The following is a 23,789-nucleotide window of genomic DNA, read 5'->3' as shown; positions in this document are numbered from 1 at the left end:
GCCTCTCAGTTCGTTGCAAGAGCTCTGCCCGATCGGCCTGAAGCACGGACCTGACGTCATAGCGTATCGGCGACGACCTGCGCGCCGCTCTCGAATCCAGCCCGAACCCTGGGCGGCGCTGACATGCCAGAGCCCGTTCAGGTGAACACGAGTTGAAGCCCGTCGTGTCGGCTGTCGGCCAGTCGAACCAGGGTCTCCGGCGCTTCGGACAACGGCGTGTAGTCCGTGATGACGTGCCTGGCGATGTCCTTGCCGTGGGCGGCCAGAAGCGCCAAGGTCTCGGTGCTGAGGCGTTCGCGGTCCCACAGGTGGCTGGTCCCGCGCGGCACCCGTCCGATCTGAGCGCAACGCAGGCTCAGTCCGTTGTGGTGGAACTCCTCGCCCAGTCGGACTTCGTCGCTTCCCCCGGGGTAGAACGCCAAGTCGATGACCGTGCCCTGGGGACGCACCATGCGAAGGGCGAGAGCCAACGCGCTGGCTTGACCGCGACATTGAAACACCACATCGGCTCCGCGGTCTCCGGCACTGTGACGCCATCGGCTTTTCAGCAGGACGGCCGGGTCGGCGCCGTGCGGATCGACAACCTCCAGGCCGAGGTCGGCCGCGACCTGGCGGCGTGACGGTGTGGGCTCGACGAGGACGACCGATTCTGCGCCGTGCAGGCGGGCGAACAGCGCGGTCAGCAGACCCACGACGCCGGCGCCGGTGACAACGATTCGGCGACCCCGCACGCCGTCGGCGAGACCGCGTACATCGGTGCCATGAATGTCGGCAGCGGCATGGAGTAGCCCGTTGGCGCAGATCGGTCCCATGTGTGCGGCATAGATGCCCAGCACCGGATCGAGTGAACTCGGCAGTGTGACGAAACGGTCGGTCAGCGCGTCCGCGCGGTAAGCGCTGCGGTGCCCGTAGGTCATGGCGACGAGGTCACCTTGCTGCACTGCAGGTGTTGCGCTTCCGGTGACTCGGCCGACCTGCATGTAGCCAAAACCCTCGATCGGGTAACCCACGTCCGAGGCGCCCGTCATGAACAGGCCGAGCTCGGGATCCCACCTACGGTGCAGGGCGGGGTTCGTGCCCTTCACCCAACTGAGGTCCGTCCCGGCCGACAGTCCACTGAAAACGGTCTCCACGTCGAATTGGCCATCCCGCAGCGGCTGCGGTGGCGGTTCATCGCGCAGTGTGACCACGCCGCAGCGCTCGACCACGAGCGTGAATCTGCGGTCAGTCATGGAGTTTCACCGTCCGGCAGTCCCTAGCCGAAGCCGCTATGGCGCAGGCCAATTCGTGGGTCCGCAACGCTTCGCCGTAGTCCACCAGGATCCCGCCGCGCGCCGCGCCGTTGTCGAGCACGGCGTCGACGAACGCACGATCGGCCGCCCGCTTGGCGTCATCGGGGTGCAGACTGCGCCGCACGTCTCCTCGGTCCGTCCTCGCGACGACTTCGTCTTCATGGACGGTGACCGACAGGCCGTCTGCATGTAGTTCGAGTCCCGCCCGGTGCTTCCAATCCAGGCAGCATGCGGCGGCGACGGTTCCCACCGCTCCGGATTCGAACCTCAGGATCGCGACGGTGGCTCCGTCGATATCGGCGTCCGGCACGCCCGGCGGTGTGGCGTTGGCGTAAGCGTTGACTTCGACGACGTCGCCGCAGAACAGCCGAATCAGATCCAGCACGTGCGCTGCCTGCTCGACGATCTGACCGCCCGACATCGCCCGCCTGCTCCACCAGGGCACCGGGGGCACGCGGTCGATCCATGACCCCACCGCGAGCCGAACAGGTCGGCCGTCGAGTAGTTCACGGACGAGGTCGACTGCCGCCGAATAGCGCCAGTGGTGACCGACCGCGGTGACGACGCCGGCCATTCGCGCCGTGTCGGCTATGCGCTCGGCGGTCGGCAGGTCGAGCGCCAGCGGCTTCTCGACGAACATGGCGATGCCTGCGCCGAGCACCCGTTCCTCGATCGCGCCGTGGGCATGCGGGGGAACACAGACATACACCGCATCTGGCGACGTGTTCAGTAGTGCCTGCAGGTCAGGCACCACGGCGGCGCCCGTCACGTCGGCAAATGACTGTGCGGCTGCCGGCACCGGGTCTGTCACGGCGACGATACGTACATCTTGCAGTTGAGCGAGATGGTGCGCGTGGCGCACGGCAACGCCACCGGCGCCCACGAATCCGACATTGCAGCGGTCCACAGCTAGCCTCCCAGGTCGGCGTCGATGCCGATTACCCCTGGCCACCGGCAATACTCCACCCTTTGGGGTGGATTTGACGTCGGTGTAAACGGTAACCCGGGTGTCATGCGCGAACGAGATGAACACATTCCGGCCGGGGTCAACCCCGAGGTGTGGGAGTGGCTGCCGCGGCGGTCCAGTCGCGGGATGTCGTGGACGCTGCAGCGGGTCATGCGGGCGAAGGGCGCCCGACGAATCAGCGTCGTGCTGCCCGCCCGCGACGAGGAGCAGACCGTCGGGGGAATCGTGGCGCAGATACGGCGCCGGCTCATGGAGGACGTCAGTCTGGTCGACGAGCTCATCGTCATCGACTCCCGATCGTGCGACGCGACGGCTGCAGTCGCGGCGTCGGCCGGGGCGACGGTGTTCCACCAGGATCAGATACTGCCCGACCAACCGCGAATGGACGGCAAGGGCGATGCGCTGTGGAAGGGGCTGGCCGCCAGCACCGGCGACATCGTGCTCTTCGTCGATTCGGACTTACGCGACTTCACGACGCATTTCATCGTCGGACTCCTCGGCCCTCTGCTGTGTGAATCGGGTGTGGTGTTCGTCAAGGCGCACTACCTGCGCCCGCTGACAACCGATCAGGTCACCGTCCCCGGCGGCGGCGGTCGGGTCAGCGAACTCGTCGCCCGGCCGCTCATCAACATGTTCTGGCCCCGGTTGGCCGGCTTCGTACAGCCCTTGGCGGGCGAATACGGGGGTTATCGAGACGTACTCGAACAGGTCCCGTTCACGACCGGCTACGGCGTCGAGTTCGCCATGCTGGTCGATCTGCTCAACCTCGTCGGACTCGACGCGCTCGCCCAGGTCGATCTGGGCACGCGCACCCATCGTCACCACGACATCGAAGCGTTGGGGCGCATGGCGGCTCAGATCTTGCACACCGCCAGCGTGCGGCTCCAGCGTGAGCACCGCGGCGTCACCGACGCGCCGGCATCGGGATGGCTCACCCAGTTTCGCCACGACACGGCGACACCCGTGCACCACCAGCTGATGGTCTCCGACGTCACTGTCGAGGAGAGACCGCCCCTGGCTGACGTCCGCGCCGTTGCCGACCTGCTCGCCACCGCTCCCGGCGCCCGTTCCTGGCCGCTCGAGAATCAGCGGCCATGACTCCGACGGTGTTGATCAATGCCGGCCCATGGCTGACGGTTCCGCCGGTCGGCTACGGCGGAATCGAGAACATCGTCGCGACGCTCATTCCGGAGCTACGCCGACGCGGCGTGCGTGTGGTCCTTGCCACCGTCGGGCAGAGCACCATCGACGTCGACGAGCAGATCCACGTGTTCGACGAGCCGCAGTTCGCCCACCTCGCGGAGCCCTACAACGACGTAGTCGGTGTCGCCGCAGCGCATTTGCAACGCATCGCCGCCGAATTGCGGCGCCGTTCGGACATCGACCTGGTTCATGACCACATGGAGGTGTTGGGCCCGAGCATGCTCGCGACCATGGGCGCCGACCGGCCGGCTGTGCTGCACACCCTGCACTGGGATCTGACGAAGCACCGCGCCTTCTACCGCGGATTCGGCAGGCATGATCGATTTCACGTCAACGGTGTCTCCGCCGAGCAGTTGCAGAGCGCGCCCGATGCGCTTCGCCACCACAGTCTCGGCCATGTTCATCTGGCCACTCCGCTCGCACATCACGCCACACGTCGGCCTGCCCCAGCCGGGAACGGCCATCTGGTTCTGGTCGCGCGGATCAACCGCAGGAAGGGCCAACACATCGCCGCGCGCCTGGCGCAGCGATTCGGGTGGGAGCTGGTGCTGGCGGGGCCGATCGGGCCGTTCACCACGCCGGAGCAGCTGAGCGCCGAGCCGAACGCCGATCGCTATGCCGACGTTCGGTATTGGCGCGACGAGGTTGCCCCATACGTCGACGGTGACCGGGTGCGGTGGATCGGGAACGTGACCGGAGATGATCGTGACCACCTTGTCTCGACCGCGCTCGCCACGTTGTTTCCGGTGTGCTGGGACGAACCCGGGGGTACCGCGGTCATCGAATCGCTGGCCCTCGGCACGCCAGTGGTCGGCTACCGCCGCGGCTGTCTGCCCGAACTCGTCGAACCCGGCACTGGATTGCTCGCGGAGTTCGGCGATGAGGCGGCGCTGGCTCGGCTGGTCGCCGATGTCGACAGGCTCGATCCCGCCCACTGCCGCGCGGTGGCGGAGCGTCGGTTCGCCCCGGAGGTGATGGCCTCGGCCTACCTCGATCTCTATGAGCAATGCATTGCGGGCTCACGCCCCAAGGTCTACGCGTAACGCGTTTACCCGAGCGCCGACCCGGGGACACCCCACACCATGCCGACGCGGGTGGGCCGGGCGGTTCATGCCCATCTCTCCGCCGCAGACGAACACTTCGGGCTGCGGCTCGGTATGGGCCTGCTCGGCACGCTCGTCGCCGGGGCCGGCTTCGCGCTGGTTCTCCTCCTCGTCCGCGCGGGCTGGCCGCCGCTGCGCGCCCTCGACGCCGGGGCGGCGGATGCGTTTCACCGCTTGGACACCGACCACCCGCACTTGGCGCAGACAGCCGAGATCGTCAGCGATGCCTTCGACCCTGTCGTCTTCCGTGTCGGTCTGACGGTGGTCGCGGTGGTGTATCTGGTCCACGGTGAACGACACCACGCAGCGTGGCTGATGGCCACGGTGTTCGGCGGTGCGGGACTCGGCCTCGCGTTGAAGGAGATGGTCGGCCGGGCCCGCCCCGTGCTGCCGGATCCGGTGTCGACCGCGCCGGGGATGTCGTTCCCGTCCGGCCATGCGTTGAGCGCGACGATCGGCTGCTGCCTGCTCCTGCTGCTCACCCTCCGTTTCCTGCCGCGGGGCGGCCGGATCGCCGCCGTCGTGGCGGCCGCGGCTGTCGTTGCGGCGGTCGCGTTTGCACGGGTGGTGCTCGGCGTGCATTTCGTCAGCGACGTCCTGGGCGGTGTCACGCTAGGCGTCGGCTGGGTGGCGGTCACGACGTGGGCCTACGCCGCGTGGCGCCGGGAGACGGGCCAGCCTGTCTCGGGTCCGGCCGATGTCGGGACCCGCGAACAGCCGTGTGCACGGCGGTGACCGCCCCGCCCACCGCTTGACGGCAGCGTCAAAGGGGTAATCCACGTCGATGCATGGCATGGCCGGCCTCCGTCGTGACGTCGGGCGGTTACTCGTCGCGGCGGTGTGCCTCATCGGGTTGATGGTGGTGTTGGGCTATCTGCTCACCCATGTGCTGCCGCCGACAGCGTTCGGTAGGTGGGACGCCGAGCTACCGGCGCGACTGGTGAAGCACCGTCAGGGACAAGGTTTTTCGGAGAGTGCGGTGATCACGACTCTTTCCGCCACCCCGACCATCGTGGTCCTCACAGCGCTGGCGGCGGCGGTCTTCCGCTGGGTGTTCGGCCGGTGGCGCGAATCAGTACTCGTGGTGTGTGCAGTGGCCGGCGAGACAGCCGTCTTCATGGCGACCGCCCTGCTCATCAGTCGCCCGCGACCGCGGGTGCCGCACATGGACGAGGCGCCGCCGACGTCGTCCTTCCCCTCCGGCCACACCGCGGCGGCGGTCTGCTTCTACGGATCTGTCGCGGTGATCGCCCTGTGGCACAGCCGGTATCGCTACGTCACCGCGGCTGCTGTGATCGGCTGTGCCGCAGTGCCGCTGCTGATCGGCGTCAGCCGGGTCTACCGCGGAATGCACTACCCGACCGATGTCCTCGGCGGCTTGATCCTGGGCGGCATCTGGCTGAGCGTCGTCCTGTACGTCGTGCACGCCCACGACGCCGACCACACATCGGGTGATGCGCAACGGCGGTTGGTGAGCAGAACCTGAAGCGTGCGGTGGTCGTCCTCAACGCGGCGCCCCGCGGAAGATCTGGCGTTTCCTGGAGCCGACGACGGGAAGCGAACCCACTTATCCAGCTTGGGAAGTACCTTCTACGCCCGAACGGCGCATCGCAGATGCCGTCGATCAACTCTGCAAGAGTCACTCACCTCTCACTTCGACCAATACTTAGACTCCGAGAATGCGTGTGCCTCGACGAATCGCGGAGTTCAACAAGCGAGTCACCAATCCGGCGGCTCGCGCGATCACGCCGTGGCTTCCGAGCCTCGGGACGCTCGAGCACGTCGGGCGGAAGTCGGGTAAGCGATATCGAACACCCCTTTTGGTATTCGAGACCCTTGATGGCTACGCCATCCTCATTGGCTACGGCCTGCAGACGGACTGGTTGAAGAACGTGCTGGCCGGCGGACCGACGGTGCTGCGCAAGCGTGGACGGGCTGTCGCGCTCGTCAACCCACGGGTGGTGAGCAAGGCCGACGCCGCGGCCCTCGTCGTTCCGCGTTCCCGGCTGCTCTACCGAGCGTTTCCCTATGACGAGGCAGCCTTGCTGTTGACGAATGCGGGCTCTGCGCGCTGACCTCTGTAGCGCACCGGGCTTCGAGCTGAAGAAGCGACTGAAAATCCGCCCAGGGTGGATTCGAGTCGAACTGGGGCAACGCGAAGGCCTGTCAGATGCGTTTTCGGGCGAATGGATCGCCTCGATGGCGCCTGACGCCGCGCCAGCGCCGCATACGGCAGCTGCGCGTACGGGACCGTTACGGGACTGCGCGCCGCTCGCGCCGAGGACAAAGGATCGAAAGTCGAGGTAGAAGTGGAGCCGATGACGGGAATCGAACCCGCGTATTCAGCTTGGGAACTGTCCGTCAACCGTCGTACGCGCAAGTCCCTCCAACTGTTGCAAGGCAGCACGTTTCGGGTTGTTTAGTACGGCGAGATGCAGGTAAGTACGGGCCAGATTGGGCACGTTTTTGCGGGGAAAGTGCGGAGCACCGGCAAATGCGCCACCGAGCGACGTGGCAGCCGCTTCCCGCTTAAGCAAGATCTATGGAAAGCGCGAGACGCCCCACCGCGAGAGGGCTGTAGCCGTCCGCTAGGGAGGCTTTGTTGGTGGGAGTGGCCGGTAGGCTCCTGATATGGGGGTCCTGCCAGAAAAGCCGTGGCCGACGGCTGAGGTTTACCTTGGCGTGCTATCCACCGCTCTGTTGGCGGTAGCCGTCATCGGATACTTCGGCGATGAGGAGGAAGGAGTCACTGGCGGGCTCCTTGCTGCTGGTGTGATACTGGCGTCGTTAGCTGCGTTCTTCCGCCGAATCGAAGGTGTCCTGAAGATCACCCGAGAAGGCGCTGAGATTCCGATAGGGGAGTACCAGGCACAGCGGGGTCAGATCGTTCCTGCACCTAAGCTCCAACTGCCCTTCGGCGGCGAGGGCACGCTGGCCGCGGAGGTCGAGAAAGCCGAGATGCCGGCGCTGACGACAGGCGACCAACAGAAGCAACTCAGGACGGGTACCGACGTCGGGCGGGATGCGACTCCATTGGTCGCATTCACATCTCAGGCCGACGAGCAGTACAACCAGCTCACTCTGCCACGCAAGCTCGCGGTCGACGCCGCCGTCGAAACCCTCGGGCAAATCCGTGACCCCAAGTTCATTACCTCAGCCAACACTGGTGGCCGTGCCTATTCCCGCCGCCGGCTTCCCGACCAAAATTTGCAACTGATCTACCGCAGGTTGGATAAGACGAGGACCGACGAGCCGGACCGCTATGTCGTCATTGCGATTGAGGACATCAAGTAGGTCGATTTCCGCGCCGGCGGAAGCCAACCACCGGTAGCAGCACCCTTTCCCTTTTGTGTGCAGACCTCGCCGGGGCATACCGCCGCCGGATTTTCTCGCCGACCTCGCGTTTGGGGATCTCGACTGGTTCCCGTCGCGATGTCTTCCGGCGCCTGCGCTGGGGCGGTTCCGTTGGATCGCTGCGTCGGCGTGCCGCCGCGGTGCTCGGCTGTCGCAGCCCTCGTCGCGTCGTCCAAGCCCGGTGATGCGGGTGCGCTCGGCGTCGTCGGGACCGAGCCCGACGTGATGTGAGCGGCCGGGACAATACTTCAAGGCGCCTCCGGTGGCGTTTGAGCAGATGCGACGCGCAGCCTCTTCAGACGGCACAAATCAGCGCCACCCGCCTATCGCCGTGCCATATTTGCCATGTGACGGTTGCGCTCTACGTGAAAGTGTTCGACGGCATCGTCCTGGCAACCGATTCAGCAACCACCTTGAGTGCAACACTGCCGAGCGGCCACATCATTTCGCAGGTCTACAACAACGCCGACAAGATCTTTCACCTGCACCGTCAGCTTCCGCTCGCCGCGATGACTTGGGGGCTCGGAGTCGTTGGTCCGGCGAGCATCTCCTCGTTGTCGAAGAGCTTCCGGCTGCGGTTGATGGGGCGCGATCCGAAGTACAAGGCGGACACTCTCGATCTGTCCAACTTCAGTGTTGAAGACGTCGCGGACCGGGCGTCGAAGATGTTCGGCCAGGCGGCCAATGACGCTGGTTGGCAGAGCTTTCCCGCCGAACTTGGCTACCTCGTTGTTGGCATTTCAACCAAGTGTGACCAGGCGGAAGCTTGGCTACTGGAGTTCTCCGGCAACACAGTGGAGCCAAAGCCAATTCAAGTGCTCGAGGACTCAGAGTATGGTTTCCGTGCGTACGCCCAACCGGATGCCGTGAACCGCCTGTTCAACGGCTATGACGATCAACTCCGGGAGAGGTTGATAGATGCCGCGATGCAGCCTCCGAATACCGCCGACCGCGCTCAGGCGGAGTCGCAAGTGGACACCGCTCTTGGTCAGTACCGTTTGGACCCGGTCCAGCCGGGAATGCCTTTGCCAGACGCTATTGATCTAGCTCGTTTCATGGTCGAGACGACAGAGGGGTATGCACGGTTCCGTCTCGGGGCGGATACTGTTGGTGGACCGGTCGAAGTGGCTTCCATCAGCCCGCATGAGGGATTCAAGTGGATCAACAGGAAGCACTACTTCACTCGGGACTTAAACCCAGGAGAAACGACCCCATGACTCAGCTCCCATCTATCGCCAACCAATCGACGCCAAGCGGCGAGGGCAGGTCGAAGTCGGTGTTCCGGTCCGCTGGGCAAACAAAGCAGTATCCGCCCCGCCCGTCGATCACGACCGCAAAGCCCCAAGCCTCCGGTACGACAAAGAGCGCACCCAGTCCGAAGGGCGGCAAAGGCAAATAGCCGTACGGTGTCACGAACACGCGCTCCTGCATCCTGCCAGGGGCGCGTGTTCGTCTTTGGGCAACCTGCACGCGGAGCAGACGAAGCTCGAACGGTCCGGTGTCGCGACGACCCAGTTATACGCTGCGGTCGACCGACGAGAAACGGGCCGCGATGAGGTCCGCCGAAGCGCCTGTCCTGCGACTATGGCTGTGTGTTGCGAGAGACATAACGCCCGGAGTCGGCGCGGACTTACTCGTCGAAGCGCCGCCGGAAGCGGTCCTCCATCCGACTGGTGAACGAACCGCCGGCGCCCTTGACCCGCTTCTGCCGCTGCTGACCGATCCGGTCGGGGACCGAGCGATCACGGCCGCCTGGGCCTCGGGGGCGGGTGATCGCGAAAACCACGCCACCGAACATCACGACGAAGCCAACAACGGACAGAATCGCGAAGTCGCCGATCCGCGTAGCCGGGAACGCGATACCTGACACCAGCAACGCCAGCCCAATCACGAAGAGCGCTAGGCCCTGCAGCCGCCGCCGGGTAGAAGGTGCGCGCAGAGTTCCACCACGCACGCTGGACGCAAACTTGGGGTCCTCCGCATAGAGCGCGCTCTCGATTTGGTCGAGCATGCGCTGCTCATGATCGGAGAGTGGCATTCGTCCCTCCCTTGGGCCGCGCCGCCGTGTACGCCCAAACTCCGGGCCGGCGCCTAACAGTCATGGTACGAGGGGACCTGCGGTAAAGCATCAGCTTCTTCACGGCCACAATGACGCGAGTGCTTCCGCGCCGCGCTGCGCGACGTCGTCGGCCCAGCGTTGCTGTCGGGGCACTAGGCAGAATTCGCGGTGTTGACGACGCTGCTATCAGTTCGGTCGCATGAATTGCCACCGCGCTAGATGGCACCGCGTCGCTGCGGGGACTGCGTATCGCCCGTACGGCGACCGGCATCACCTCGCGCCTGACGGTGTCCGACGAGCGCTAGCCTTCTGTCGTCCTTGCTGCTCTACTTGCCAAGTACTTGCGGCCTAGGTCTGGCTGGATGACCTCGGTCATATAGCTAGCTTCCAGCAGCCCTTGCGTTCCATGCCGAGGTGAGATCCTGTAGAACAACCTCGGACTGATCAACCCAGGGAGAAGCGGGCGCAGCGGTGACGCGGATTTTCGACAACATCAAACAGGACCTGGGCTCACACCTGGAGAAGACGCTCCTGGTGTCCAACACCATGGACGTCGCCGTCGGCTACTTCAACCTGCGCGGCTGGGCCGTGTTCGACCATCTCGTCAGAGATAAGGCTGAGAGCTGGAACGAGGGCGATCCGCCGATCGTTCGGATCCTCATTGGCATGGTGACCGCTGGCGTCCAGCAGGAGACGCTCGACGCCCTCCAGGCCGATCTGGAGGGCAACACGGAGTCAGACGCCGACGCGAACGCCGCGCGCGAGCGCAAGGCGGTGTTGGTCGAGCAACTCCGTCTGCAGTTGATGCGCGGACTTCCGACCGCAGCGGACCGTGCGGTCCTGCAGTCCCTGCGCGACCTGCTCTCCACCGGGGCTGTGGAAATAAAGGTGCACACCCGCAAGCCGCTGCACGGTAAGGCCTACGTTTGCCATCGCGACGACCTCAATAACGCGATCACCGGGTTCGTCGGCTCCTCGAATCTCACCCGACCTGGCCTCACTGTTAACTACGAGCTAAACGTCGACGTGCTCGACACCACTGCGGCTGAAACTCTCGCGCAGTGGTTCAACGACCGGTGGAACGACAGATTCAGCCGTCCGATAACCGCGGACATTCTCGATCTGCTGGACGAATCGTGGGCGCGCCGCGAACCTCGACGGCCATACGACGTGTTCCTCAAGGTGTGCTACGACCTCTCACGCGATGTCCGCGAAGGGCTGGCCGAGTACTCCGTGCCCAGCGCAATCCGCGAACAGTTACTTGAGTACCAGGAAACCGCGGTGCAAACCCTCGCGCGGCGGATCATGACGCGGAACGGAACCATGCTCGGCGACGTGGTCGGTCTCGGCAAAACGCTGACGGCGATCGCGGTTGCACTGATGCTTCGCGACGAGCACGGCTACATGCCGCTGGTGGTGTGTCCAAAGAACCTGGTGTCGATGTGGGAGGAGCACTTCGAAGCGTACGAGCTGCATGGCAGGGTGGTGCCGTACTCCATGGCTCACGCGGTTTTGCCCGCACTCCGGCGGTACCAATTGGTCATCGTCGACGAGTCCCACACGCTGCGCAACGACACTCGCCGCGACTACAAGGCGATTCAGGACTACATCCAGGCGAACGACAGTAAGGCGCTGCTACTGACGGCCACCCCGTACAACATCCGATTCCTGGATGTAGCGAACCAACTAGGTCTCTACATCGACGACGACGACGATCTGGGCATCTCCCCTGTCAACGCGCTCGCCGCCGACCCGCGGCTGGCCGACAGAGTAGATGGCAAGACGACCACGATGGCCGCGTTCCGCCGCTCGGAAGATCCGGACGACTGGAAGCGCCTGATGAGCGAGCATCTGGTACGTCGGACCCGCACATTCGTGAAGAACAACTACTCCAAGGATGACGGCGACGGACCGTACCTGGAGTTTTCGGACGGCACCCAATTCAGATTCCCGCAGCGTATCCCGAAGCCGGTAGACCACTCCTTCGGCGAGAGCGACCCCGCCACGCTGATGGCCGGGGACACAACCCTAGACACGATCACCGCGCTTCAACTTCCCCGGTACGAGCTCGGCAACTACCTCTCGTCTACCGCTGCACCAACCGACCCGGAACGTGAGTTTATTGACAACCTGGCACGCGGCCGCGGCCACGTCGCCGGCTTCGTCCGCACCACCTTCTACAAGCGACTATCGTCCTGCGGGCATTCGTTCACGCTGTCCCTCAAACGGCACGTCGCACGCAACGAGCTGTTCCTGTACGCCATAGACAATGGCCTAGCGATCCCGGCCGGGACGATCACCGAGAACCAATTCGGTGAGGACGACGACGACCCGAACGGCGGCGGCGAAGACACAGTTGGAACCCCCGAGACCCGCTACGCGACGCTGCAGGAGAAGAATCCGGCGGGCTTGACATGGATTCGGCCAGAACTGTTTACCCCTGCGCTCCGGGAGGCGCTGGTCGAAGACACCGCGGCTCTCCGCGCGCTGCTCACCTTATACGGCGATTGGAAGCCCGAGACCGATTCCAAGCTTGATGCCCTGATCCACCTTTTGCAGATCGATCACCCCGACGAGAAGGTTCTCGTCTTCACCGAATACAAGGACACCGCCGAGTACATCGGAACGGCGCTGCGAGCAGCCGGCATCGACCGCGTCGGCGTCGCCACCGGTGACAGCGAGGACCCGACCCGGCTCGCGCAGCGGTTCTCCCCCGCGTCCAATACGCTGCCGGGCCACGACCCCGGCATCGCTCCAGAAGATGAACTCCGGGTTCTGATCGCAACCGACGTTCTCAGCGAGGGCCAGAACCTGCAGGACGCGCATATTGTCGTCAACTATGACCTTCCGTGGGCGATTATCCGGCTGATTCAGCGCGCTGGCCGTGTCGACCGCGTCGGTCAGAAGGCCGAGACTGTCACGCTTTACTCCTTCTTCCACGAGTCGGTGGACAACGTGATTGACCTCCGCCGCCGTATCGCCGAGCGCCTCCACGCTAATGCTGAGGCATTCGGTTCCGATGAGCAGTTCTTCGGCTCCGACGGGGAAACGCAAGCCATCACTGATCTGTACAACGGCAAGCTCGACGAGACCGACTCGACAGACGATGTAGACGCGTCCAGCCTCGCTTACCAGCATTGGACCCAAGCTGTCGACCACGACCCCGACCTCGCCGCCAAAATCGCGGGCTTGCCCGACATGATCTCTGCAACCCGGCGCAAGCGGCTCACCGACATTGATACGGGGGTGGTCTGCTACGTGCGGACCGACTCCGGCGTTGACGGTTTCGGCCGCGCCACCTCGGACGGCACCACTTCACTCCTCACTGGCCACGAAGTCCTTAAGACCTTTGAGGCGTTGCCGGAGGAGCCAGGATTGGAACCCGTCGCGGATCATGACGACCTGATCGAGAAGCTGGTCCGCGGCCCTCTGGCCACTCCGACGTTCGCTGCGGGGAGGCTGCGGGGTGTCCGCCGGACACTCTGGAACCGCCTGGGTGCAACGCTGCATAGCCACAACGCCGATACCTCTTTGGCTCTCGACGACCTCTACCAACACCCGTTGACGAAGGACGCCGAAAACCGACTCCGTCGGGCGGTCCGCAACCAAGCGAGCGACGACGAATTGGCCACCCTGATCACCGCGTTGCACCGCGACGGCGATCTCACCGTCACCGCCCGTAGTGGTAAGGATCCGATCCGCATCGTCTCCAGCATGGGAATCGTGGAATGACCGACAATCGACTTCTCGACCTCGTCGACACTCGCGACTTTCGCACATTATTCATCGACGAACTCGGCTGGGAGAATCCTGATCGGCCGCCGCTGAATCTGAATGTTGATGGCAACGACTACACCCTTACTCAGGTGGCCGGGTTTAAGGGATTGCGGATCTGGCACTGCCCGGTGCTGCCGCCGCGTCCCGTTCAACGTCAGATCGATGTCCTCGTTGGTAAGGACAATCTGGAGCGGCTGGTCATATTCACCGACGATCATCGCCAAGAATGGCGTTGGCCGCGCCGCGCGCAGCTTGGTTCCACCAACGCCAAACTTGTTGTCCACCAATACCACAACGGCGACCGTAAAACTCATTTAGGTGATCGTCTTCGTGCGATAGAGCTCGACTTCGACGAAGACCTCCCACTTGTCGCGCTCCTGGATCGGATGCGCGAGGCGTTCGACCGTGAAGCGGAGACCGCTTCGGTCGCGGCTGCACGGCTTATGGGAACTTTGTATTCCCACCTCGAATTAGCGGGTGTCGGTGCACACGAAGCTACGCTGCTGCTCGCGCGGCTTCTCTTCCTGTTATTCGGTGACGACGCCGACATGTGGAGGCCACCCGCACTTTTCGAGAACCACCTGCGCAACCAGACCACTGGGCAGACCCTTCACGGCGACTTGATCGAGCTCTTCGATGTGCTGAACACCCCGCAGGATCGCCGCAGCATCGAAGCTGGCCATCCGCTCGCATTCTTCCGGTACATCAACGGTGGACTGTTCGAGGATCCATTGCGGTTACCCCCGTTGCCAGTCGAGTTCCGCAATGCGCTTCTGGAAGCATGCAGCTTTAATTGGTCGGTGATCTCCCCGGCTGTGTTCGGGTCGATGTTCCAGACCGTTAAGAGCAAGGAGGCACGCCGGCACGGCGGGGAGCACTACACCACCGAAGCGAACATCCTCAAGACGATTGGGCCACTCTTCCTCGACGAGTACCGAGACCGACTGAAGCGTGCTTGGGACGACAAAGGGCAGCTCACTCGCCTCCACAATGAGCTGGGGCAGTTGCGATTCTTGGACCCGGCCTGTGGATGCGGAAATTTTCTCGTTGTTGCCTACCGCGAGATGCGTGCCCTCGAACTCGAAATTCTGCGCCGTCGCCGCGAACTCGACATGATCGACGGCACCGCAACGGGCGGGGACCGCGCGCAACTCACGTTCGACGTCACCGGTGACATCAAAGTCACACTCGACCACTTCTTTGGTATAGAGATCGATGAGTGGCCGGCCCGGATCGCAGGGACCGCAATGCTGCTGGTGGACCATCTAGCCAACCAGCAGATGGAGCTGGAGTTCGGTGTCGCTCCCGACCGTCTGCCCATCACGATCGCGTCCAGCATCAAGGAAGGCAACGCGCTGGAGATTGATTGGAAATCGATCTTGCCTTCCAGCGAGCAGGTCATCGTCTTCGGGAACCCCCCTTACGCGGGGCAAAAAGAGCGATCGGCGCAACAGACCGCCAATCTTCGGTCCACCTTGGGCGACGACTACAACGGCAACCTCGACTATGTCTCGGCGTGGTTTCGAAAGGCGTCGGAATATCTCACCGCTCCCAACTCGCGGTTCGCCTTCGTCGCCACCAGCTCGATCTGCCAGGGTCAATCTGTCGCACCGCTTTGGGTGCCCATCCTGGACGCCGGTTGGACGATTGCCTTCGCCCACCGCCCCTTTGACTGGGACTCCGAATCGGCCAACCCTGCTGGCGTCCACGTTGTGATCGTGGGCCTTGCCCGAGGGCCGAAGCGAGTCGAACGCACGTTGTTTCACTACGCTGCCAACGGTCTCGGTGAGCCCGAGGCTCGACGGGTGGAGAACATCAACCCATACCTGCTTAACGGTCCCAACGTCGCAGTCCGGGGCTCGCGGAAGCCAGTACCTCCGCATTTGCCGCCGCTCACCGAAGGGAACAAGCTGTGGGACTTCAACCACCTGGTCATCAAGCCGGAGGAACTCGAAGCCTTCGAAGCAGACCCCGTTGCGTCCCAGTTCATCCGGCCGCTTTTGTCCAATACCACTCTCTTGAAGAACAAGCCGCGGTGGGTTCTGTGGCTACGGGATGCGAAGCCCGACGACTGGGCTGGCAGTGCTCTGATCGAACAGCGACTAGAGCTGGTTAAGCAGGGGCGAACTGATAGTTCGGATGCGGAGGCGAATCGTAAGGCGTCAACCCCGCACCTCTTTACCAACTATCGGCAACCATCCGAGCCGTACCTCGCCATTCCGAAGGTTACCGGTCACACCCGCCTCTATCTGCCCGCCGCCTACTCAACACCCGACGTGGTCGTGAACAACACGTTGTTCACCGCGCCTGATCCGGACGGCTTCATCTTCGCGATCGTCAGCTCGCGAATCTTCGCGGTTTGGCAGCGACTCGCGGGCGGGCATACCCGCGCGGATAGCAACTTCTCAAACACACTGGTGTGGAACACTTTCCCGCTTCCCGAACCCGGTAATGTTTTCCGAGCGGCGGTGATCGGTGCGGCAGCGAACATTCTTGAGGTGCGGAAGAAGTTCCCCGGCAAGACGTTAGAGGCTCTCTACGATGCCAGCAGCATGCCCATCGACTTGCTAACCGCGCACCGGAGTCTGGACGCGATTGTCGAAAAGCACCTCGATATCGATATCAGTGACATTGAGCGTTGCGAGGTGCAGCTCTTGTCCCGCTACGAACGAATGATCGAGGAGCAAGGGAAGAAGAAGCGGTGAGGGCACCGGTGCTGACGCCGGCAGGCACTTAACACTTCAGCCAGATGCGCTAAACCGACAGCGCGTCGGCAACGACTGAGCGCGGAGGTCTGTCGAGTCAGGACTCCTGGCCAGGATTAGATCTTCGACTCGTCCCACGGCTCGTCGGGCGTCATGGCGACTGCCGACTGCGGGCCTGACGTTAGCGAGCCAGCATCGGCAGCGAGATCAATCGCGTAAATCTCGGCCGCAATGTCGCGCTGCTGCTTGACCAACGCCGCGAACGCCGGGCCTGTGGCCTTCGGGTCGTCGATCGCCTTCGCAATTCGATGCTGCAACGCTACGAGTAGTTGGCGGCGATCACCACTCCTCGCCGCCTCTACGACCGACTTCGGTGCCGCTTTGCGAGATGCCCGCTTCACCGGCACGTTCTCGCCCGCCTTCACAGCGCGCAGTCTTCGCTCGGTCACGTCCGGAGGCCAATCTGCTCGTCTCGAAAAAAATCGCGGCGGAGGGGGCGGCGCCTATGCCATGGGAGGCGGTCGCGGTGGGGGTGGGGGGTCACCCGCCCTGGGCACTTACGGCCGGCGCAACGTCATACGCGCACCGGCCCGCGAGGGCGATCAGGCGATGTAGGACAGGCCGGCTTCGAAGGAGTTGTATTGCTGGATCTTGGCGAGGTCGTCGAGGTCTTCGCGCGCGGCAGGGTCCTGCTTGACGTATTCGGTGACGATGGTGTCCCAGCCGTTAGCGAGTGCTCGCGCCAGTACGGCCGCGGCGAGGCTCTTGTCGTCTGACCGCATGGCTGCCGCGAATACCTCTGCCGCTTCGTCGCTCCGGGTGAGCCGCGCGGCGCGGTCTTGCGCATCGCGGTAGGCGATGATCTGGCCGGGGTCGCTGCTGGTGACGCTCGACAACCCGAACAACCGCTTCTCAAGCGCCTGCTTCTTGGCGATGACCAATTCCTTTTCCTGCTTGCGGAGATTGCTAAGTTTGGCGCTCACCTCGGCGCGTTCGCTTTCGAGCTTCGCGCGCTTCCCGAGATCGGAAAGGGTGTTGTCGTTGGTCCAGCTTTCACTGGTGCGAGCCCATCGGCTTTGGATGCGTTCGGCTTGCGCGCGCAGGGCGTCGATCTGGGATTCGAGCTGTGCGAGGGACATTATGTTCGTTTTCCTTTCGAGGGTGGTTAGATCGCGGAGCGGCCTGTGGTGAGGTGCCAGAGTTCCTGGATGGCTGCAGATGTTGGGTGCTCTCCGAAGTGACGGATGCCGGCCTGGACCACTTGGTTCCATCGCTTGTCGATCGCCATGCGCAGAATGCCGAGCACCAAAAAGTTGTCGGCACTGTCGCTCGCAGAAATCAGTAATCGGGCAGCTTCCGGTTCGGTCTCGACGGCTTGCAGGTCGCGGGTGTACGCAGCGTTTCGAAAGATGTTCTGGCGCAGGGCCGCGATGCGTTCGGCAGTTGCGCGCGCAGCTTCGATCGCCAGCATGCGTTGCTTCGCTTCCTGATCGATATTCCTTGCGACCCGATGAACGATCGTCAATCCAGACCGCTTGTCTGCGGTGCTAATCGTCGCCACCACCGAACAGATTCCGAACGTATACGGCGTCCTCGGATTCCGGCGGCTCCCGCCGAGAGTCAGGCGTCCGCACCCGCTGAGTAAGTTCCCTGAATTCGTCATCCGGCAGTTCTCGGAGGTACTGCTCGACTCCCAGCCGCAGGTAGTCGGTTGGGTTCATTTTGCTGACCTGCCTCTCCGTTCAGCGTGCTCAAGGACGGTCTGTCGCGGGAATAGCCATCGACCGCCGATCTCGCGGCCGGCAAGCTGGTCGCGAAAGCGAGGGCTTCGCACCCAGCTCATTGAGCAGTTGAGAATCGCTGCAGCCTCGGTCGTGTCGATGAGTTCCACTACCGAGGGTGACGATTGGGTTTGCGACGCACAACTTTTGGTTGCGTCTACGCAACTGACGAGTCGGTCGCGCAGAGCAGCGAATCCGTGCGGCAAGGGTTTGTTGCCGAGTGTGCGACGCACGATGAGATCGTTGACAGCGTAGAGCAGCAACTCGATTTCGTCCGGCGGAAATTTCATGACGCCAGCCGCGATGCGGTCGTCGACCCCGCCCTGGGATCGGTCGGCTCATGGTGACTTCTCATTCCACGCGTACGCGGTCTGTGGATTACCTGGATGTCCCCGGTTTGCGTAACCCCATACCTAGACTCGGTAGGAGGTTTTGCGGCGCTCTTGCACCGCCAGGTGCATGAGCGGATGTATATACGGGTGAGGGTTTTCAGGTGTTGCACCGACGGGGGTGCAAGGTGTCTTGCACCGGCGGAGGTACAAGCTCGGACCTTCGACCTTGTACTTTTTTTGGTGCAAGGTCGCAGTAGCCACCATGCACCAATGGTGGTGCAAGTTGAATGCGCGGATGATGCCCCAATGGTGGTGCAAGGTTGAGCGGTCACCAGAAGTCCTCCTCGGGATCATCGACCGACTTGCGGCAAGGCCTGGGCGGCAGAATGATTGGTGTGGAGTAGTGAGATAGTTCGCCGTCGGTGAAGCGGCGGCCTCCGGCGCACACCACGTAGGCGCGGCGCCGTTGTACCGGCTTGCCGTCGCGGACGTACTCCCGGATCACAAGCCGCTGATCTTTGACCGCTGCCCCGATGGCTGCGGTGACGCGCCGGCGGTTCCCAGGCCAGCCGAATCGCTCGGAGATTTCGGCAGCCGATGTCTCCCATAGGCGCCGGCCGGACTGGGCCGACGTTGCGACCGACAGCAGGTAGGCCAGAACAGCGAATCCGTCGGTGCCGAGTGCGTCTTTGTGCGGTCCGGTGCGGATCAGCTCGTCGGAGAGAATCGAGTAGCCAGTGCGCTGCTTGTCGCCCACTACGTAAATAGGGTTGCGGCGCCTCATCTCGTAAACCTGCTTGCTTCTTCCGGCGTTGGTAGTCCGTCCGCGCGCTGTGCGGCACATGTCCGCTCGGAAGCTGGTTTTCGATTCCCAATCTGGATAGGTCTTATTGACCGCGTGGACACACTGGCTCCAGGGAGATTCCAGGCGGTGACCCCTCGACCGACGAGTTGGCCAGCCATTACGTACTTGGCTCGAATGGGCCGCGGCGGTTCGTTGCCTGTTCCCGTCCAGTGTTTGGTGCACCGGCGCCGACGGAGGCCGTCACCCTCCGCAGGTCCTCGGTGCTGTCAGAATTCGGAATCTGGCCGATGTCGGCGTGATCCTCCTGTGGCCAGCGCATCAGGCAGCGTCCGGCCCAGGCCGGGCAGCGTGCTCCAGACGCGCCAGGTACTCGTCAATCTGCCGATCCGTGCTAAAACGCCGACGCCCGATCGTGACCGAGGCCAGATCCCCCGATGCCCAGAGGTTGAAAACTACCGTTCGGCTCACTCCGAGGCGGGCACCTACTTCGGCGTGATTGTTGTTCTGGTTCATCGGCCTCCTGTCGAGTTCGCGACCGTGCTGTCGCGAACCCGACAGTACATCGGGATGTCGGAAAGTCAACAGAAACTGTGCGATGATGTCGTCATGGACGACAGTCGAAGTTGGACCCGAGAGGTCGCAGAACGCGTTGGTGAGGCCGTGAGGTCGGCGCGGGAAGAACGGGGCATGTCGTACGTCCGTCTGGCCGAGGCAACCGAGAAGATCGGCGCACCTGTCCACCGGGTGGCGATACCGCGGATAGAAAAGGGTGAGCAGGGAGTTACGCTGCCCGAACTGATCGCGCTGGGTGTCGCGTTGGAGGCAGATTGGTCCAAGTGGTTGGACAGGGCTACGGCGGGCGTCGACATTCCAGGCGCCCGTTCTGATCGGGCGGTTCTGCGGATGCTGATCGCCGAAGTCGAAGAAAAGCTAGAAACGCAGCGCCACAATCTTTTCCAGGCCGAGGAGGGCGCCAAGCGCCTGAATATGCCGGAGCGATACCGCGAGCGCCTTATCGATGAAGCGAGACGGTACCGCGGACTCATCGAGTCCCTTCAAGTGGCCCGAGATCGGTACCTAGAAGATCTGCGCGGAATGGAAGACGATGCCTAGGCAGCGGATGGCACCGGGCGAGCATGGCAAGATCACTGAACGCGAGCGCAATGGAATCTTCTATGCGACAACGTATGTCAGGCTCCATAGCGGTAAGAGGCGAGAGCGTGAGGCGCGGTCTGCAAAGTCCGCCGAGGATGCCCGGCGGACGCTAAAACGACGGATCGCCGCGGAGCTCGCAGTCGGGGAGCCCATCGGGGTGATCAACCATCGCACGACGCTTTTGGACCTGTTCGACGCATGGATGCCGGTGAAGATCACTGAGGATCGGATCGGGGAGCGGACGGCAACGCTCTACCGGGATACGTGGAGATTGCACGGCGCCCACCAGCTCGGCGCGCTCCGAATCTCGGAGTTGTCGACAAGCCGCGCAGATTCCTACTTGAAGGCCCTGTCGCCGGCGCCTGCCACCTACATGCGCATCATCCTCTCGGGCATGTACTCGTTGGCTGTCAGGTTCGACGTGATCGGCAACAACCCAATTCGGGAAACGCGGACCGCCAAACTGGTTCGTAAGCCCGCAAGGGCGTTGACAGCGATGGAGTTTGAGCAGGTACGCCTGGCGGTCAGAGCATTCTGTGGACATAGGGGTCCGGGACCCCGGCGGGGTCGGATGCTGCCGGCGTTCATCGAACTGCTTGCGGCCACCGGTGCGCGGCCGGGTGAGGTGCTGGCGATCCGGTGGGAGGATGTCGACCTCCTCGGTACACCTCCGACCGTGACGGTGAACGGCACCGTGGTTGACGCGGGCAGAGTGGCTGGCAAGCCACTCCATCGGCAGAACGGACGCAAAGGCGGCGCGCCCCCGCACACTGTGAGCTTGCCGGCGTTCGGTGTTCAGGTCCTGGCCGACCTGTACGCGGTGACGGGTCCCGATGGGCCGGTCTTAACCAACCGTGACGGCGGCCTAGTGGCACTGACAAACATCCGGTCGTCCTTGCGCGAAGCGCTTGCCGGCCACGAACACCTCAAGTGGGTGACACCACACAGTTTCCGCCGGACCGTCGCGACGGTCGTGCGCGATGGACTTGGTGTCGAAGCGGCCCAACGTCAGCTTGCGCACGCCCAGCTCGCCACAACCGAAGGGCATTACGTTCAGCGGGTGACGGCCGGCCCAGATGCCCGCGATGTGTTGGAGACATGGGCCAGCAACCAGTCTTGAGAATCGTTTGTACGGGGAAAGTACGGAATTTCGAGCTTTCCTGTTAGCTGGCGAACTCTTGTGCCGCACCTAGCAGGGCGCCTGGAGCCGATGACGGGAATCGAACCCGCGTATTCAGCTTGGGAAGCTGATGTTCTGCCATTGAACTACATCGGCGGTGTGGCTAGTGAGGTTAGCACCACGGGCCGATACGCTCGGCGAGTGCTCCTTTCCGATCGCGACATCCGCGCCGAGATCAACGCCGGCCGGATGGGCATCGATCCGTTCGACGACACCCTGGTCCAGCCCTCGAGCGTCGACGTTCGACTCGACAACCTGTTCCGGGTGTTCAACAACACCCGTTACACCCACATCGACCCGGCGCTGCGCCAGGACGACCTCACCACGCTCGTCGAGCCCAAGGAGGGCGAGCCGTTCGTGCTCCACCCGGGTGAGTTCGTGCTCGGGTCGACGCTGGAGCGCTGCACGCTGCCCGACAACCTCGCCGGCCGCCTCGAAGGCAAGTCATCGCTCGGCCGGCTCGGGCTGTTGACCCACTCCACCGCCGGCTTCATCGACCCCGGCTTCACCGGCCACATCACCCTCGAGCTCTCCAACGTGGCCAACCTGCCGATCACGCTGTGGCCGGGCATGAAGATCGGCCAGCTCTGTCTGCTGCGGCTGACCAGTCCGGCCGAGCACCCCTACGGCAGCAGCAAGGCCGGCTCCAAGTACCAGGGCCAGCGCGGCCCCACCCCGTCGCGGTCGTATCAGAACTTCATCAAGCACCCCGATCCCCGCTGACTCTGCGCCTACGGCGCGAAAGTGCGAGTGCGCGACGCCGCACACGCAGAGTCAACGCAAGGGGAATGAACCAAGGATGTCCCGTTGTCGTTGATCCGAGTAGGGTCGAAGTACCGGCGTCAGCGGGCATTCGGTGCGTCGCGATCCGGCCAGGGCTCCACCGCGCACAGCTAACAAGGTCGAGATGTAACGACTGCGCTGGTCGCGACGATGAAGTTCTAGTTGGAGACTCGTGACGGTCGATTGCGCAATGGCGAACGGGCAGGCGTAGCAAACACTTTGGAGGATCTGGTGGACATCGTACTGGGTGTGTCGATGACACCTACGACGGTCCGCATGGTGCTGGTCGAAGGGGAGAAGGCCGACGGCGCGATCGTCGACCACGACGTCTTCGACATCACCGCAACCGAGGGCTCAGCAACCTCGAGCGCGGCCGATCAGGTCGTCGCCGCGGTGCTCGGCACCAAGGAGAGCGCGGCCGAGGGCGGCCACTACCTGAAGTCAATCGGCGTCACGTGGAGTGACCACGCCGAGGCGTCGGTACTGCGCGACACGCTGACCGCCCGCGGCATCGACGACGTCATGCTGGTGTCCGAGGGACACGCCGCCGCCTCGCTCGCCCAGGCCGTCGGCCGGGCGGTCGGTTACGCGACCACCGCCCTGCTGTTCATCGACCGGGACACCGCCACGCTGTCCGTCGTGCAGACCGACGACGGCTCGGTCGTGAAGGTGCTCAGCCGCAGCCTGCACAGCGACGACGCGATGGCCGTGCTCACCGAGATGGCCGCCGCGGTCGACGCGCAGGACGCCGCGCCGGACGGCATGTTCGTGGTCGGCTCCGGCGTCGACGTCAGCTCGGTCAAGGCGCACCTGGAGCACATCGTCTCGCTGCCCGTCAGCGCACCCGACGAATCCGCCCTGGCACTCGCCCGCGGCGCCGCGCTGGCATCGGCGCACGCCCCGGCCCTCGAAGCCTCCACCGTCGGACTGGCCTACTCGCAGGATCCCGACGACGGCACCACCGCGGGCAGCGAATACGCGGGGCTCGCCGCGGCGGCCACCCAGATGCGGCCCGCCAGCGATCCGGCACCGACGCCCGAGGACTTCGTCGCCGCCGACGTCGATCTGCCCGCCGACGAGAGCCGTAAGCCGTTCCTGCTGGTCGGCAGCGCACTGACATCGGTGTTCGTGGTGGGTGTGGTGGCGCTGGCCATCTCGCTGGCTGTCAGCATCCGGCCGACCGCCGATCAGCGGCCCAGCCCCGCCCAGAGCGCGATCGTCCCGAGCATCACGCAGGCCCCAGCGGCGCCGGCGCCCGTCCGGGAGGCTCAGCCCGTGCAGGCGCCGCCCGCC

General features: G+C 63.9%; 22 protein-coding genes and 1 tRNA gene. 13 read left to right on the top strand and 10 right to left on the bottom strand.

Annotated features, from left to right (window positions below):
- Positions 1–137: 137 nt before the first annotated feature.
- Complete coding sequence (locus Q2100_RS11750) at positions 138–1,208, bottom strand: zinc-dependent alcohol dehydrogenase (protein WP_302914200.1); 1,071 nt, start codon at positions 1,206–1,208, stop codon at positions 138–140.
- 16 nt (positions 1,209–1,224) lie between these two features.
- Positions 1,225–2,325: a Gfo/Idh/MocA family protein gene (locus tag Q2100_RS11745; protein WP_302914199.1), complete on the bottom strand. Its 1,101-nt coding sequence runs from the start codon at positions 2,323–2,325 to the stop codon at positions 1,225–1,227.
- Between Q2100_RS11745 and Q2100_RS11740 the strand changes: the two genes are divergently transcribed.
- The 7 genes from Q2100_RS11740 to Q2100_RS11710 all read left to right on the top strand — a co-directional run bounded on the left by Q2100_RS11740 (position 2,305) and on the right by Q2100_RS11710 (position 9,136).
- Positions 2,305–3,357 carry a glucosyl-3-phosphoglycerate synthase gene (locus tag Q2100_RS11740; protein WP_302914198.1) on the top strand — a complete coding sequence of 351 codons (1,053 nt, stop codon included), beginning with the start codon at positions 2,305–2,307 and terminating at the stop codon, positions 3,355–3,357. The genes Q2100_RS11745 and Q2100_RS11740 overlap by 21 nt on opposite strands.
- Positions 3,354–4,505 carry a glycosyltransferase gene (locus tag Q2100_RS11735; protein WP_302914197.1) on the top strand — a complete coding sequence of 384 codons (1,152 nt, stop codon included), beginning with the start codon at positions 3,354–3,356 and terminating at the stop codon, positions 4,503–4,505. Before Q2100_RS11740 ends, Q2100_RS11735 begins: the two co-directional genes overlap by 4 nt.
- A gap of 114 nt (positions 4,506–4,619) precedes the next feature.
- A complete protein-coding gene (locus tag Q2100_RS11730; protein WP_302914196.1) occupies positions 4,620–5,300 on the top strand; it encodes a phosphatase PAP2 family protein in 681 nt (226 codons plus the stop codon).
- Positions 5,301–5,358: 58 nt separating this feature from the next.
- Positions 5,359–6,051: a phosphatase PAP2 family protein gene (locus Q2100_RS11725; RefSeq protein WP_302914195.1), complete on the top strand. Its 693-nt coding sequence runs from the start codon at positions 5,359–5,361 to the stop codon at positions 6,049–6,051.
- A 193-nt stretch (positions 6,052–6,244) separates the two neighbouring features.
- Positions 6,245–6,640: a nitroreductase family deazaflavin-dependent oxidoreductase gene (locus Q2100_RS11720; RefSeq protein ID WP_302914194.1), complete on the top strand. Its 396-nt coding sequence runs from the start codon at positions 6,245–6,247 to the stop codon at positions 6,638–6,640.
- A gap of 556 nt (positions 6,641–7,196) precedes the next feature.
- Positions 7,197–7,859 (top strand): hypothetical protein, encoded by a 663-nt coding sequence (locus tag Q2100_RS11715; protein WP_302914193.1) that lies wholly within the window; start codon positions 7,197–7,199, stop codon positions 7,857–7,859.
- 407 nt (positions 7,860–8,266) lie between these two features.
- Complete coding sequence (locus Q2100_RS11710; protein ID WP_302914192.1) at positions 8,267–9,136, top strand: hypothetical protein; 870 nt, start codon at positions 8,267–8,269, stop codon at positions 9,134–9,136.
- 413 nt (positions 9,137–9,549) lie between these two features.
- On the opposite strand, the gene Q2100_RS11705 is transcribed toward Q2100_RS11710, so the two are convergent.
- Complete coding sequence (locus tag Q2100_RS11705; protein WP_302914191.1) at positions 9,550–9,957, bottom strand: SCO2097 family morphological protein; 408 nt, start codon at positions 9,955–9,957, stop codon at positions 9,550–9,552.
- Between the two features lie 492 nt (positions 9,958–10,449).
- Here Q2100_RS11705 and Q2100_RS11700 point away from each other — a divergent pair, with 492 nt between their 5' ends.
- On the top strand, positions 10,450–13,710 hold the full coding sequence (locus Q2100_RS11700; protein ID WP_302914190.1) for a DEAD/DEAH box helicase family protein: 3,261 nt from the start codon (positions 10,450–10,452) through the stop codon (positions 13,708–13,710).
- Positions 13,707–16,460 (top strand): class I SAM-dependent DNA methyltransferase, encoded by a 2,754-nt coding sequence (locus Q2100_RS11695; RefSeq protein ID WP_302914189.1) that lies wholly within the window; start codon positions 13,707–13,709, stop codon positions 16,458–16,460. Before Q2100_RS11700 ends, Q2100_RS11695 begins: the two co-directional genes overlap by 4 nt.
- Before the next feature lie 116 nt (positions 16,461–16,576).
- Here the strand turns inward: Q2100_RS11695 and Q2100_RS11690 are convergent, their stop codons facing one another.
- The 6 genes from Q2100_RS11690 to Q2100_RS11670 all read right to left on the bottom strand — a co-directional run bounded on the left by Q2100_RS11690 (position 16,577) and on the right by Q2100_RS11670 (position 19,891).
- Positions 16,577–16,909: a hypothetical protein gene (locus tag Q2100_RS11690; RefSeq protein WP_302914188.1), complete on the bottom strand. Its 333-nt coding sequence runs from the start codon at positions 16,907–16,909 to the stop codon at positions 16,577–16,579.
- Positions 16,910–17,062: 153 nt separating this feature from the next.
- Positions 17,063–17,599, bottom strand: coding sequence for a hypothetical protein (locus Q2100_RS11685; protein ID WP_302914187.1), 537 nt, complete (start codon positions 17,597–17,599; stop codon positions 17,063–17,065).
- Between the two features lie 26 nt (positions 17,600–17,625).
- A complete protein-coding gene (locus tag Q2100_RS11680; RefSeq protein ID WP_302914186.1) occupies positions 17,626–18,021 on the bottom strand; it encodes a hypothetical protein in 396 nt (131 codons plus the stop codon).
- A 156-nt stretch (positions 18,022–18,177) separates the two neighbouring features.
- Positions 18,178–18,531, bottom strand: coding sequence for a helix-turn-helix domain-containing protein (locus Q2100_RS31845; RefSeq protein WP_133056668.1), 354 nt, complete (start codon positions 18,529–18,531; stop codon positions 18,178–18,180).
- Between the two features lie 370 nt (positions 18,532–18,901).
- Positions 18,902–19,357, bottom strand: coding sequence for a hypothetical protein (locus Q2100_RS11675; protein WP_083045624.1), 456 nt, complete (start codon positions 19,355–19,357; stop codon positions 18,902–18,904).
- A gap of 339 nt (positions 19,358–19,696) precedes the next feature.
- Positions 19,697–19,891 carry a MerR family transcriptional regulator gene (locus Q2100_RS11670; protein ID WP_302914185.1) on the bottom strand — a complete coding sequence of 65 codons (195 nt, stop codon included), beginning with the start codon at positions 19,889–19,891 and terminating at the stop codon, positions 19,697–19,699.
- 24 nt (positions 19,892–19,915) lie between these two features.
- Here Q2100_RS11670 and Q2100_RS11665 point away from each other — a divergent pair, with 24 nt between their 5' ends.
- Together Q2100_RS11665 and Q2100_RS11660 are read left to right on the top strand one after the other, a co-directional pair.
- Complete coding sequence (locus tag Q2100_RS11665; RefSeq protein WP_302914184.1) at positions 19,916–20,491, top strand: helix-turn-helix domain-containing protein; 576 nt, start codon at positions 19,916–19,918, stop codon at positions 20,489–20,491.
- Positions 20,484–21,653, top strand: coding sequence for a tyrosine-type recombinase/integrase (locus tag Q2100_RS11660; RefSeq protein WP_302914183.1), 1,170 nt, complete (start codon positions 20,484–20,486; stop codon positions 21,651–21,653). Before Q2100_RS11665 ends, Q2100_RS11660 begins: the two co-directional genes overlap by 8 nt.
- Before the next feature lie 82 nt (positions 21,654–21,735).
- On the opposite strand, the gene Q2100_RS11655 is transcribed toward Q2100_RS11660, so the two are convergent.
- A tRNA-Gly gene (locus Q2100_RS11655) sits at positions 21,736–21,809 on the bottom strand.
- A gap of 45 nt (positions 21,810–21,854) precedes the next feature.
- On the opposite strand from Q2100_RS11655, the gene dcd reads away from it, so the two are divergent.
- Complete coding sequence (gene dcd / locus Q2100_RS11650; RefSeq protein ID WP_302914182.1) at positions 21,855–22,436, top strand: dCTP deaminase; 582 nt, start codon at positions 21,855–21,857, stop codon at positions 22,434–22,436.
- A gap of 291 nt (positions 22,437–22,727) precedes the next feature.
- Positions 22,728–23,789: DUF7159 family protein (locus tag Q2100_RS11645; protein ID WP_302914181.1), on the top strand; the 1,062-nt coding region annotated here is incomplete at its 3' end.

Source organism: Mycolicibacterium arseniciresistens (assembly GCF_030519285.1).
Lineage (GTDB): Bacteria > Actinomycetota > Actinomycetes > Mycobacteriales > Mycobacteriaceae > Mycobacterium > Mycobacterium arseniciresistens.
The sequence above is the reverse complement of the archived record's forward strand: the minus strand, read 5'-3'. Positions and strand labels throughout refer to the sequence as shown.

Coding starts and splice junctions, on each gene's coding strand:
- Q2100_RS11660 (WP_302914183.1), top strand. CDS start 20,484: ATGCCTAGGCAGCGGATGGCACCGGGCGAGCATGGCAAGATCACTGAA.
- Q2100_RS11740 (WP_302914198.1), top strand. CDS start 2,305: ATGCGCGAACGAGATGAACACATTCCGGCCGGGGTCAACCCCGAGGTG.
- Q2100_RS11715 (WP_302914193.1), top strand. CDS start 7,197: ATGGGGGTCCTGCCAGAAAAGCCGTGGCCGACGGCTGAGGTTTACCTT.
- Q2100_RS11735 (WP_302914197.1), top strand. CDS start 3,354: ATGACTCCGACGGTGTTGATCAATGCCGGCCCATGGCTGACGGTTCCG.
- Q2100_RS11670 (WP_302914185.1), bottom strand. CDS start 19,891: ATGAACCAGAACAACAATCACGCCGAAGTAGGTGCCCGCCTCGGAGTG.
- Q2100_RS11705 (WP_302914191.1), bottom strand. CDS start 9,957: ATGCCACTCTCCGATCATGAGCAGCGCATGCTCGACCAAATCGAGAGC.
- Q2100_RS11695 (WP_302914189.1), top strand. CDS start 13,707: ATGACCGACAATCGACTTCTCGACCTCGTCGACACTCGCGACTTTCGC.
- Q2100_RS11725 (WP_302914195.1), top strand. CDS start 5,359: ATGGCCGGCCTCCGTCGTGACGTCGGGCGGTTACTCGTCGCGGCGGTG.
- Q2100_RS11685 (WP_302914187.1), bottom strand. CDS start 17,599: ATGTCCCTCGCACAGCTCGAATCCCAGATCGACGCCCTGCGCGCGCAA.
- Q2100_RS11720 (WP_302914194.1), top strand. CDS start 6,245: ATGCGTGTGCCTCGACGAATCGCGGAGTTCAACAAGCGAGTCACCAAT.
- Q2100_RS11675 (WP_083045624.1), bottom strand. CDS start 19,357: ATGAGGCGCCGCAACCCTATTTACGTAGTGGGCGACAAGCAGCGCACT.
- Q2100_RS11730 (WP_302914196.1), top strand. CDS start 4,620: ATGGGCCTGCTCGGCACGCTCGTCGCCGGGGCCGGCTTCGCGCTGGTT.
- Q2100_RS31845 (WP_133056668.1), bottom strand. CDS start 18,531: ATGAAATTTCCGCCGGACGAAATCGAGTTGCTGCTCTACGCTGTCAAC.